Below are 12,015 nucleotides of genomic sequence, written 5' to 3'. Positions count from 1 at the left end.
CTCCTCGCACAGCCGCAGCGCCCGTTCCAGCATGGGATCCGGCTGGGCATCCCCGCCGGGGTCGCCACCGCTGATGTTGATGATCTGCGCCCCCTCCTGCACGGCGCGTTCGACCGCCCGGGCCAGGTCGAGCTGGGGCACCCGCCCCTCGCCCGCGTCCGTGAAGACCGGCAGGACCAGTCCGCGGCAGCGCGGGGCGAGCCCGGTCACCGGGCTGCCGGGGCCGCCGAAGAGCAGGCTCGCGACGTGGGTGCCGTGCAGCGACATCGGGCCGTTGCCGGCCGGTTCGGTGACGAGCGTGTCCAGCCGGGTGAGGTCCGCTCCCTCGAAGCAGGGGTGCGACAGGTCGACCGGACCGTCCAGGACGGCGATGCACACGGCCGGGTCGCCGAGGAGTTCGTCCTCGGGGGCGCGGACGTCGCGCAGCACCGATCTGGCCTTCATGGGGGATGGCCTTCCGATGTCGGGCGGGACGTCGGGTGCGCCCCGCCGGTCAGCAGGTGGTGCCAGTCAACGGGCCGGCCGTCGCACGGGTGTGCCCGGGAGCGTCACGGCCGGCGCGGGGGTGCCGTCGCGGACGCGTCGCGTCCGCGTGGCGGATCCGCCGTGGACGTTCGCCGCGTCACGGCCCGGTCGGTGCACGCACCGTGACCACCGGCGTGGCCGGGGACCGGACGGCGTGTCCGCGACGGATCGTCCCCTTCTTCAACACCCGTTCGGGGGCCGCCCATTAGGGTGTCGGCCGGTCGATCGCCGGGCGTGGCCGTAACGGTCGGCGACGACCGTCGTGACGCCCGGGCGGCGTCGGCGTGATGTCGCCACAACGTCCGTGCGACGCGGGCGCGACGGTGATCCGGGGCCGGACGGACACCGCCGTGACGGGCCCGGGCCGCAACCGGGGCGCGCCCGAACGGGTGCGGGCGACGGCGTGACGCGACAGAGTGGAGGTGTGTTGTGGGACGGTCCGCGCATCGAACTGCTGCGGGGTTTCGAGGCCACCGGTGAGGGACACCGCATCGCCCTCCCGGTGAGTGCGCAGCATCTGCTGGCCTTCCTCGCCCTGCACGACGACGGTGTGCCGCGCGGCGCGGCCGCCGAGCGGCTCTGGCCGGACTGCACCCAGCGCCGCGCGGCCGCGAACCTGCGCACCGCCCTCTACCACGTGCGGCGGCGCGCGCGTGCCGTACCGGTCGAGAGCCCGGGGCAGTGGCTGCGCCTCGCGCCGGCGGTCCGGGTGGACCTGCGGTACGCGCGCCGCTCCGCACGCCAAGTCGTGGCCGGGCTCGACCGGTTGCCGGTCAACTGCGACGAGATCGTCAACGACCTCGCCGCCGAGCTGCTGCCGGGCTGGGAGGAGGAGTGGCTGACCCTGGAACGCGAGCGGTGGGACCAGCTGCGGCTGTACGCCCTGGAGGGCCTGGCCCACCAACTCTGCGATGCGGAGCGCTACTTGTCGGCACTGCAGACAGCGCTGGCGGCGATCGCCATCGACCCCGTCCGGGAGACGGCCCACCGGATCGTGGTCGAGGTGCACCTCGCCGAGGGCAACCTGGCCAGCGCGCTGCGCTCCTACCAGCACTACCGTTCGTTCCTCCAGCGGGAGTTGAACGTCGCCCCGTCGCCGAAGATGACCGGCCTGGTGCGCAACCTCCAGCGGATGTGACGGTCCGACAGGCCCTACAGCCCGCGCAGCACGGAGAGCAGCAGGTCGACCTCCTCCGGGGAGTTGTAGACGTGCAGGCTGACCCGCACCGAGCTCTCGCTCTCGCCGGCCCGCGCCTGGCAGTGGCCGTCGGCGCGCACCATCAGGCCGTGGCTGGCGAGGACGAAGCCCAGGTCGTTGGAGCCGATGCCGCGGTGCCGGAAGGTGACGATGCCCTCGCGCCGCTGGACCTCGGAGTCGGCGGCCAGGCTCCGTTGGCAGCCGAGGACCTCGTACGGGGCCAGGGTGCGCAGCCCGTCGGTGAGCCGGGCGGCCAGCGCGCTGTTCCACCGTCGGATGCGCTCCGTCCCGGCGGCGTCGAGCCAGTCCAGGGCGGCCTCCAGGCTGGCGATCCCGGCGGTGTTGGGCGTGCCGGCCCAGCCGCCGGGGGCGAAGGCCGGGCCCCGGGTGTTGCGGGCCCAGACCGCGCCGGTGCCGGGCAGGGCCAGCGCCTTGTGTCCGGAGAAGACCACGAAGTCGACGTCCAGGGTGCCGACGTCCACCGGCAGGTGGCCGACGCTCTGCGCGGCGTCCAGGCAGATCGGCACCTCGGGTCCGACCGCGGCCCGGATGCGGTGGACGTTCATGTCGCCGCCGTACACGTGGTGCACGTGGGTGGCGGCGACGAACGCCGTGCGCTCGGTGACGAGCCAGGCCAGTGCCCGGTGGTCGTAGTCCTGCGAGGCCGGGTCGTACGGCAGTTCGCGCACCGTGACGCGCACGCCCCGGTCGGCGAGCAGCTGTTGGGCCTCCAGCCAGGGCAGCGCGTTCGCCTCGTGGTCGGCGAAGGGCACGATGATCTCGTCGCCGTCCCGCAGGTGTTGGGGGAGCCAGTCCCGGGCGACCGCGCGCAGCCCCTCGGTCGCGCCGCTGACGAAGTGGACGCCGGAGCGCTGCCGGGGAGCCGGGTCGCCGAGGAAGCGGGCGACCCGGGTGCGGGTGCGGTCGACCAGCGCGGTGGTGGCGTTGGCCCAGGTGTAGGTGCCGCGGCCGGCGTTGGCGTTGGCGGTGGTCAGGTAGCGCTGGACGGTGTCGAGCACCGCCCGGGGCTTCTGCGAGGTGGCCGCGCTGTCCAGGTACGCCTGGTCGGGGTGGCCGGTGATGATGGGGAAGTGGTCCCGCAACTCGCGGTGCCAGTCGCGGAGTTCGCTGAGGATTTCGTCAGGGGTGGTCATGGCCGGCCCCGCTCAGTCCCGGACCAGCGGCGCGCCCGCGTCGCGCCAGGCGATGACGCCGCCGGCCAGGCTGCGCGCGTCCAGGTGCCCCATCCGGGTGAGCAGCGCCGCGTAGGCGGCCGACTTCTCGCCGACCGGGCAGGCCAGCAGCACCGGCTGTCGGCTGCCGAACGGCAGGCCGCCGTGCAGGAGTTCGTCGAACAGCTCGTCGACGATGTTGACCGAGCCCTCGATGTGCAGCGCCGCGTACGCGGCCGGTCCGCGCAGGTCGACCACCAGCGGCCGCTCCTCGGCGATCCACTTCCGCGCGGCGTCGACCTCGACGACCCGGGCGGCGGCCAGCTCGGCGGGCGTCACCGTGGCCACCGAGTTCGGCCGGGCGGGCTGGTTGAACAGCTCGGGCCGCCGTTTGCGGATGTAGCTCAGGTAGCTCTCCACCCGGTCGCAGACGATGAACACGGCGGTGCGCCGCTCGCCGGTGCCCCGCTGTGTCAACTCCGCGTCCAACTCCTCGTCCACGGAGCGGAGGTGGCGCAGCGCGCCGAAGAAGGCGCCGCCGCCGGTCGGTCCGGCCGGCAGGCCGCAGCGGCGCACCAGGGTGAGCATGCCGTCGATGGCCTGGTCGGCGGTCACCGTCGCGATGGTGTCGTAGGTGGCGGGGGCGAACAGCCCGACCTCGTGCACCTCGTCGATGGTCCGGATGCCCGGGATGAAGTCGGACTTGTGGGCGACCAGTCCGAGCACGTCGACGGCCGGGTCGTGGGCGCGCAGCACGGCCGCCACGCCGGTGGAGGAGCCGGCGGTGCCGACGCAGGCGATGAAGTGGTCGGGGGCGCGGCCGTCGAGGTCCCGGACGATCTCGGGGCCGGTGCCGGTGAGGTGGGCGTCGAGGTTGAGCCGGCTGTAGTACTGGTCGGTGTGCAGGTAGCCGGACTCCGTCTCGGAGAGCATCCGGTGGATGCGGGTGAGCGGGTCGTCGGTGTCGGTCGGGTCGAGGCACTCGGTGCGGCCGGGCAGTTCCTCGATCTCCGCGCCGAGCAGCAGGAGCAGGTCCTTGATCTCGGGGACCCGCATCCGGTTGGTGACGCTCTTGAACGGCAGTCCGTGCAGGCCGGCGATGAGCGCGAGCGCCTTGGCGGTGTTGCCGCTCGACAGCTCCACGACGGTGTCGCCGCGCTCGACGGCGCCGGGGATCGCCTCGCGGGTCATGTTCCAGGCGGCGCGGTCCTTGACCGAGCCGAAGGGGTTGAGCAGCTCCAGCTTGGCGTACAGGTCGATGTGCCGCAGGCCGGTGACCGCCGGGTCGATCCGGACCAGCGGGGTGTTGCCTATGGCGTCGGTGATGCTGTCGTACCTCATGCGTGTCCGTCCCCCCGGTGTTCGGCGGCCGCCGTCACGTCGACGGGCCAGTACTGCTCGTCCAGGCGCCACCGCCAGGCGCCGTCCTGCCGGTACGCGGCGACCTTGCGCGCGACGGGCTGGCGCAGCGCCGGGCCGGCGCTGAAGTCCATGAGGTAGCCCGCGGTGTTGGCGAAGGCGAGCAGGTCGCCGGGGGCGGGGAGGCGGGGCAGGAAGACCGTCCGGCGGGTGATCAGGTCGGTCTCCAGGCAGAGGTTGCCGATCAGGTATACCCCGACCGGGCCGTCCGGCGAGTCCGGGCCCTCTGGACCGTCCGGCGAGTCCGGGGCGCCGGGGCGGGGGACCAGCAGCGGGTCCATCAGCACCCCGTGCTCCTCCAGGCCCACGTCCCGGGCGTTCATCTCCAGCCGCACCAGGCGCTCGCCCGCCGGGGTGTGCCGGACCTCCAGGACGCGGGCGAGCGTCGCCCCGCACTGGTCGGCCAGCGCCCGGCCGGGCTCCACCGCCAGGTCGTACAGGTTCTCCAGCAGCAGCGTGCCGAGCGGCCGGCCGAGGGTGGGCGCCGGGGTCGAGAGCAGCTCGTCCAGGTAGGCCTCGGCGGCCACCGGGCGGTGCGCCGGGTAGAGGCCGAGGGCTCCGCGCAGTCGGCCGGACTCGGCGCGCAGCCCGTAGCCGTGGCCCTGCCAGGTGAGGGCGGGGCGACGGCCTAGGACGGCGTCGGTCAGCTCGCTGGTGTACCGCTCCCACTGGGCGGCGTCCGCCAGGTAGCTGACGCCGAAGCCGCCGCCGATGTCGATGGTGCGGGGGTTCAGGCCCCGGCGCCGGCACTCGTTCAGTACCGTGACGCAGGTCTCCAGGGCGACGGCCTTCTCCGGTACGCCGGTGGTGTCCAGGTGGTAGGCGACACCGGTCGTCTCGACGGCGTCCCGGTGGCGTTCCAGCGCGTCGAGCAGGCCGTCGAGTCCGGCGACGTCGGTGCCGAACCGGCTCGGCCGGGTGAGCACCGTGGTGCCCGGGGCCACGAAGCCCGACAGCCGCGGTATGACGGGCACCCGGGGCAGGGCGTGCGCGCGCACCAGGTCGGCCAGGGCGTCGAGTTCGGCGCGGGAGTCCAGGTGGACGGTGGCGCCGGTGCGGGCCGCCAGCCAGAGGTACTCGCGGTTCTTCGGGCCGGTCGCCATGATCCGCTCGGGCGGGCAGCCGGCCCCGAGCACGTGCTGGAGTTCGGCGAGCGAGGCGACGTCCAGTCCGGCGTCGGTGGCGGCGAGCCGGCGGACCAGGGCGCTGGAGCGGTTCGCCTTGTGGGCGAAGTGGATCCGGCCGGTGAGGCGGTGCTTGCGGTAGACGGCCCGGAAGCGTGCCAGGTTGTCCGCGATCTGCTCGGGCAGGAGCAGGTTGAGGGGGGAGCCCAGCGCGTCGGTCAGGGTGTGCAGGAGGTCGCGTTCCGCCAGGAGGGACCGGAGCGGGGGCTCCAACCGTGGTTCGAGGTACAGCGGTGAGGACCGCATGCGAAACCAGCTCTCCGTGAGAAGTCGGCGTGGGGCGTGCGCGGCAGGGACGTCGGCGACCGAGGGAAACGGTAACTGTTTCCCTGGGTGATCAACAGGGCGCTTACTGTCACGCCCTCGCAAAGACTGTGCCCATGCGGAACCCGGCTTTCCGCATGGGCACTTGGGGCGGGGTCAGCGCAGGGCCACCAGGACGGAGCTGGTGCCGTACTGCCACACCGGTCCGGCCTGGCGGAAGCCGGCCTCCCGCAGCAGTTCGCCGTGCCGGGCCGCCGACAGGCCGTTGCCGGGGCCGTCGGTCGGGGGCAGCTGCCGCTCGCGGGCCGTCAGCAGGTCGGCGAACTCGGGGACCCGCCCGGCCGCGGCCCACCACTGGGACCAGTCCTCGGCGGCGCCGGTGCCCTTGCGCTGGGCGCGGCGGCGGCCGATCGCGAGGGCGAGTTCGGCGAGCGGCCGCTCCTCGGGGATGAGGTGGTCGCCGTTGACCAGGACGCCGCCGGGCCGCAGCGCGCCGGCGAGGTCGCGGTAGATCCCGAGCAGGGCGTCCGGCGGCGGGTAGTGCAGCGCGGTGGTGGACACCACGGCGTCCAGCGGGTGGTCGAGGCCGAGGTCCCCGATCCAGCCGGGGCGGCCGATCAGGGTCTCGACCCAGCGCGCCACCCGGGGGTGGCGGGCACGGCCGAGGGCGAGCAGCAGTGGGTCGATGTCGACGGCGACGATCTCGGCGTGCGGCAGGCGGGCCGCGACCCGCGCCGACAGCGAGCCGGGGCCGCTGCCGAGGTCCGCGACGAGCGGCCGCGCGCGGTGGCCGACGGTCTGTTCCAGCACGTCGGCGATGACGGTGAACCGCTCCTCGCGCTCCACCGCGTACCGCTCCTGCTGGCGCTCCCAGCGGTCCACCCAGGTCCCGGCCAGAGCGGCGTCCACTCGCATCCCGACTCCCGCCGTGTCCGTGCGCATTCGAGGCTTCGCCTTCCGCCCATGTTTGTCATGTTCATCAGGCTCCGCAACCGGTCCGGCGCGAGCCTGGCGGGTCGTGCCCGGCCAGCGAAACGATATCCGTTTTCATGTGAAGCTTTCCAGTCGGTGCACCCGCGGGGTGCTCGCAGGACCGCCACGGCGCGGGCCGCTGCTGTTCCGCAGGAGTTCAACCGGGCGCACCTGACGGCGCCCGGTCAACCCCCTAGGTTCCCTGGGGAACCGCGAGAAGGAGCCATGACGGAAAACCAACCCGCCGTACGCGCACGGGGACTGACGAAGTGTTTCGGCGACGTCGTCGCGCTCGACGCCGTCGCACTGGAGCTCGCGCCCGGGCGGATCCACGGACTGGCCGGGCCGAACGGCGCCGGGAAGACCACGCTGCTCGGGCTGCTGCTCGGGCTGGCCGCCGCCGACGAGGGCGACCTGGAGGTGCTGGGCAGACCGGTCGGCCGGGCCCGCCCGGCGCCGCCCGGGGTGGCCGGCTTCGTGGACGGACCCGGGCTCTACCCGTCGCTGACCGCCCGGCGGAACCTGGCCGCGCTGGCGGCGCTGCGCGGGCAGGACGGCCGGTCCGGCCGGATCGACGAGGTGCTGGCCGAGGTCGGGCTGAGCGAGGTCGCCGAGGACCGGGTGCGGGGCTTCTCGCTGGGCATGCGGCAGCGGCTCGGACTGGCCGCGGCGCTGCTCACCGAACCCCGGCTGCTGGTGCTCGACGAGCCGTCCAACGGCCTGGACCCGGCCGGCAAGCAGCACGTGCACGGGACGCTGCGCCGGCTCGCCGCCGACGGCGTGACCGTGGTGCTCTCCAGCCACCGGATGGACGACCTGGAGGCGCTCTGCGACGAGGTCACCATCCTGGCGACCGGACGGGTCCGCTTCTCCGGCCCGCTCGGCGGGCTGGCCGCGGACGACCGCGCGCTCGACCACCGGCTGCTCACCTCCGATCCCGCCGCCGCCCGGCGGGTGGCCGCCCGGGTCGCCGGGGTGCGGGTCGCGGCGGAGGCCGGGACGGGACGCGCGGCCGGGGCGCTGGTGGTGCACGCGCCGGGCCCGGCCGTCGAGGAGCTGGTGGCCGCGCTGGTGCACGCGGGCGTCCGGGTGCGCGAGGTCGCCCCGGTGGTCCCGCCCCTGGAGGCGGCGTTCCTGGCCCTGACCGAGCAGCAGGAGGACGGACGATGACCGAGCGCGGAGAGGGAGTCATGGAGGGGCGCATCGGCACGGTCACGGCCGGACGCGCGGCGACCGCCGCCGGCGTCGCCCCCGGGGCGCGCCCGGTGCCGGTGGGCCGGGTGTACCGCTTCGAGCTGGTCAAGCTGCTCTCCCAGTGGCGGATCAGGCTGCTGGTGCTGGCCTGTTGGAGCGCGCCGGGCCTGTTCACGGCCGCCGTCGCCCAGCAGGGGACGCTGCCCTCCGACACCCTGTTCGGCCGCTGGATGCACGCCACGGGCTGGGCCGGGCCGCTGGTGGTCCTCGGCTTCGCGGGCTCCTGGGCGCTGCCCCTGCTGACCTCGGTGGTCGCGGGCGACGTGTTCGCCGCCGAGGACCGGCTCGGGACCTGGCGGCACCTGCTGGTGACGGTCCGCTCGCCGCGGCGGATCTTCGCGGCGAAGGCGCTGGCCGGCGCCACCGTGATCGTGCTGCTGACGGCCGGACTGGCGGCGTCGAGCACTGTCGGCGGCCTGGCGGCGGTCGGCGACGAGCCGCTGGTCGGCGTGGACGGACACCTGCTGCCGCCGTCGGACGCGGCCGTGGCCGTCCTGCTGGCCTGGGCGTGCGCGCTGGCGCCGACCCTGGCCCTGGCGGCGCTCGGACTGCTCGGCTCCGTCCTGCTGGGCCGCTCGCCGATGGGGCTGCTGGTCCCCGCGCTGGCGGCGGTCGCGATGCAGCTCGCCCAGCTGCTGCCGCTGCCGGTGGCGCTGCGCCTCGCCCTGCCCGGGTACGCCTTCGTCGCCTGGAACGGGCTGTTCGCCGATCCGGGCCGGCTCGACGAGCCGCTGATCGCCGTCGCGGTCGCCCTGCTCTGGGCCGCGGCCGCCACCGCGGCGGCCTACCGGCTCTTCGTCCGGCGGGACTTCACCACCGGCAGCGAGGACGGGGTGGGGCGCCGCACGCTCCTCGCCGGGGTGCTGCCGCTGGCCGGGCTGCTCGCGCTGACCACCGGCGCCGTCGCCGCCGCCACGCCCTCGACCGGCTCGGGGATCACGCAGGCGAAGGTGCAGCAGGAGGTCGCCACCGTGTTCGCGCACCTGTACCGGCTGCAGACCGACCAGCTGCACCGCCCCGCCGTGACGGAGGCCGACCTGCGGGCCACCGCGGACTGCCGGCGGGGCGACGGCCAGGTCGACCCGGAGGGCCCGGGCAACGACTGGCGCTGCGTGGTCACCTGGCACCTGCCCGGCACGGACGCGCCGGGGACGGCGGTCTACCAGCTCGACGTGGCCTCGGACGGACGGCTGACGGCCGACGGCGACGGCCCGAAGGAAGTGAACGGCTACTTCCTGGTGCGCACCCCGACCGGGGACGCGCCGAACCCGCTCTGGCAGTTCGACGGTCAGGTCGCACTGCTCGCTTCCCCCGCCAGTACGACGAATCCAACGAAGGGCTGACGCCATGCAGGTAACGCGTCGTCGACGCAGCCGGAACGCCCACGTGGTCCTCCTGGGCCGCCGGGTGGGCCGCAGGGCCGCACTCGCCACGGCCTGTGTCACGGCGGTGGCCGTGGCCACCGGCACGGCCTTCGCGAGCACCCACCAGTTCGACGAGGACCAGGTCGGCCAGACCACCGAGAACGGGCTGGTGATCTCCAGCGACCAGTACCTCGCCCCGTACGGCAGCCGTCAGGTCCTGGACAACGGCAAGATCATGGGCTCCACGGTCAGCCCGGACGGCGCCCACCTGGCCGCCGCCGTCACCGACGGCGACGCGGCGCTGGTCGTGGTGGACCTGAAGACCGGCAAGGTGAAGCAGCGCGTCGGCACCAACAAGGCGGACGAGCTGCGCATCCCCAACGGCTCGGTCGGCCAGGAGTCCCCGGTCTACTCGCCGGACGGCAGGCAGCTGTGGCTGGGCCAGCTGGACGGCTACACCCGGTTCGCCGTCCAGCCCGACGGCACCCTCGCCGCCCCGGTGGCGGTGCGGATCCCGGCGGACGGGGAGAAGCACGCGCTGGCCTCCGGGGCGGTGTTCTCCGCCGACGGCTCGACGGTGTACGCCGCCGTCAACGGGCAGAACCGGGTGGTCGCGATCGACGCGGCGACCGGCGCGGTCCAGCGGAGCTGGACGGTCGGCAACGCGCCGCGCGGCGTGGTGCGGGTCGGCGGGAAGCTGTACGTCTCCGACGAGGGCGGGCGGGCGGCCACCGCCGGGGACACCACGATCAACTCCTACGGCACCCAGGTCCCGGCCGACCCGGCGACCGCCGCCACCACCACCGGCACGGTCAGCGTGATCGACCTCGCCGACCCGGCCGCCGCCGTCGGCTCGATCGCCGTCGGCCTGCACCCGACCGCGCTGTACGCGAAGAACGGGGTGCTGTTCGTCGCCGACACCGCGAGCGACGAGGTGTCGGTGATCGACACCGCGCACGACAGGGTCGTCCAGACCGTCTCCACCAAGCCCTGGCCGGAGGCCTCCGTCGGCTACGAGCCCACCGCGGTGACCCTCACCGAGGACGGCCGGCTGCTGGTCACCCTCGGCCGGGCCAACGCCGTGGCCGTCTACCGCTTCGCCGGCGCGCAGGAGCCGGTGAGCTACGTCGGCCTGCTGCCCACGGACTACTTCCCGGCGGAGATCGCCACCGTCGGCTCGGAGGTGATCGTCTCCAACACCCGTGGCATCGACGCCCGGCGGCCCAACAGCACCGGCGCCCACAAGACCCACGACACCACCTCCAGCCTCACCCGGTTCACGCTGCCGAGCGACAAGGTGATCCGCGCGCAGACCGCCAAGGTCTTCCGGCAGAACGGCTGGACGAACGACGCGGTCAAGCTGGCGAACGGCCACAAGGCGAAGGAGGAGGTGGTGCCGAAGCGGATCGGCGACCCGTCGCCGATCAAGCACGTCTTCCTGATCGTCAAGGAGAACCGGACCTACGACCAGGTCTTCGGCGACGTCGCCGAGGGCGACGGCGACCCGAAGCTGGCCCAGTTCGGCGCCGCCGTGACGCCCAACCAGCACGCCCTGGCCGAGCAGTTCGGGCTCTACGACAACACCTACGACATCGGCACCAACTCCGCCGAGGGCCACAACTGGCTGATGCAGGCGGACAACCCGGAGTACACCGAGTCCTCGGCCGGCGAGTACGAGCGCAGCTACGACACCGAGGACGACGCCCTGGGCCACCAGCGGTCCGGCTTCCTGTGGACGGGCGCGCAGGCGGCGGGAAAGACCGTGCGCGACTTCGGCGAGTTCCACCAGTTCCTGGACAAGCCCGCCGACGCCACCTGGCAGAACCTGTACTGCGACTCGCGGACCATGGACGCGACCGGGCAGGCCAGCGCCTACGCCCTCAAGTCCTCCTCGCCGATCCCCTCGCTCAACAGCGTCTCGGTGCCCGGCTTCCCGAGGTTCGACACCGACGTGCCGGACCTGTACCGCTACCAGGTCTGGAAGCAGGACTTCGAGCGGAACGGCCCGGCGAACCTCAACATGCTCTGGCTGTCCAGCGACCACACCGGCGGCCCGGCGAGCCCGGCCGCGCAGGTCGCCGACAACGACCTGGCGACCGGGCGGATCGTCGACGAGATCACCCACAGCCCGTACTGGAAGGACTCGGCGATCTTCGTCGTCGAGGACGACTCCCAGGCGGGCCTCGACCACGTGGACGGCCACCGCGCCCCGATCCAGATCATCAGCCCCTGGGCGCAGCACGGGGCCGTGGACAGCCGCTACTACTCGCAGATCACGATGGTCCGCACCATCGAGCAGATCCTCGGCATCCACCCGATGAACCAGAAGGACAGCGCGGCCAGCCCGATGACCGGGGCCTTCACCGACCGGCCGGACTACACGCCGTTCACCGCGGTGCCCAACCGGACCTCGCTGACCGACGGCCTGAAGACGCCGCCCTCCTGCGGCCTCGACGTCCCCGGGGAGCAGGACCTCCGGGCGGCGGCGCCGGCCACGACCGCGCCGCCGGCGGCTCAGCAGCCGGTCGCGGCCCGGTGGGAGACCTGGAAGTCGCACCAGCGGCTGACCGGCCCGAACGCCGTGGCGGACCACGCCAACCCGGCGCAGATGGAGCACCTGGTCTGGTACCAGACGCACAACTGGACCGCGCCGTACCCCGGGG

9 protein-coding genes are annotated in these 12,015 nt (G+C 73.9%); 4 read left to right on the top strand and 5 right to left on the bottom strand.

The features are described from left to right. The coding region (locus tag ACFU6K_RS15410; RefSeq protein ID WP_380663344.1) for a S8 family serine peptidase at nucleotides 1–444 on the bottom strand (444 nt) is incomplete at its 3' end. Nucleotides 445–949: 505 nt separating this feature from the next. On the opposite strand from ACFU6K_RS15410, the gene ACFU6K_RS15405 reads away from it, so the two are divergent. After that, a complete protein-coding gene (locus ACFU6K_RS15405; protein ID WP_380663343.1) occupies nucleotides 950–1,663 on the top strand; it encodes a BTAD domain-containing putative transcriptional regulator in 714 nt (237 codons plus the stop codon). A 14-nt stretch (nucleotides 1,664–1,677) separates the two neighbouring features. On the opposite strand, the gene ACFU6K_RS15400 is transcribed toward ACFU6K_RS15405, so the two are convergent. The 4 genes from ACFU6K_RS15400 to ACFU6K_RS15385 all read right to left on the bottom strand — a co-directional run bounded on the left by ACFU6K_RS15400 (nucleotide 1,678) and on the right by ACFU6K_RS15385 (nucleotide 6,677). Further along, entirely contained in the window at nucleotides 1,678–2,877 is a 1,200-nt protein-coding gene (locus ACFU6K_RS15400; protein WP_380663341.1) for an aminotransferase class V-fold PLP-dependent enzyme, read from the bottom strand. Between the two features lie 12 nt (nucleotides 2,878–2,889). Then, nucleotides 2,890–4,236 carry a pyridoxal-phosphate dependent enzyme gene (locus ACFU6K_RS15395; protein ID WP_380663340.1) on the bottom strand — a complete coding sequence of 449 codons (1,347 nt, stop codon included), beginning with the start codon at nucleotides 4,234–4,236 and terminating at the stop codon, nucleotides 2,890–2,892. After that, nucleotides 4,233–5,744, bottom strand: coding sequence for a Y4yA family PLP-dependent enzyme (locus ACFU6K_RS15390; RefSeq protein WP_380663338.1), 1,512 nt, complete (start codon nucleotides 5,742–5,744; stop codon nucleotides 4,233–4,235). Before ACFU6K_RS15390 ends, ACFU6K_RS15395 begins: the two co-directional genes overlap by 4 nt. A gap of 174 nt (nucleotides 5,745–5,918) precedes the next feature. Next, on the bottom strand, nucleotides 5,919–6,677 hold the full coding sequence (locus ACFU6K_RS15385) for a class I SAM-dependent methyltransferase (protein ID WP_380663337.1): 759 nt from the start codon (nucleotides 6,675–6,677) through the stop codon (nucleotides 5,919–5,921). A gap of 282 nt (nucleotides 6,678–6,959) precedes the next feature. Between ACFU6K_RS15385 and ACFU6K_RS15380 the strand changes: the two genes are divergently transcribed. The 3 genes from ACFU6K_RS15380 to ACFU6K_RS15370 all read left to right on the top strand — a co-directional run. Next, complete coding sequence (locus tag ACFU6K_RS15380) at nucleotides 6,960–7,904, top strand: ABC transporter ATP-binding protein (RefSeq protein WP_380663335.1); 945 nt, start codon at nucleotides 6,960–6,962, stop codon at nucleotides 7,902–7,904. Further along, nucleotides 7,901–9,331, top strand: a complete 1,431-nt coding sequence (locus ACFU6K_RS15375) for an ABC transporter permease (protein WP_380663334.1) — start codon at nucleotides 7,901–7,903, stop codon at nucleotides 9,329–9,331. The genes ACFU6K_RS15380 and ACFU6K_RS15375 overlap by 4 nt, the downstream gene beginning before the upstream one ends. A gap of 4 nt (nucleotides 9,332–9,335) precedes the next feature. Continuing rightward, the coding region (locus ACFU6K_RS15370; protein WP_380663332.1) for an alkaline phosphatase family protein at nucleotides 9,336–12,015 on the top strand (2,680 nt) is incomplete at its 3' end.

The organism is Kitasatospora sp. NPDC057512, from assembly GCF_042802135.1.
In the GTDB taxonomy this organism is placed as follows: Bacteria; Actinomycetota; Actinomycetes; order Streptomycetales; family Streptomycetaceae; genus Kitasatospora.
The sequence above is the reverse complement of the archived record's forward strand: the minus strand, read 5'-3'. Positions and strand labels throughout refer to the sequence as shown.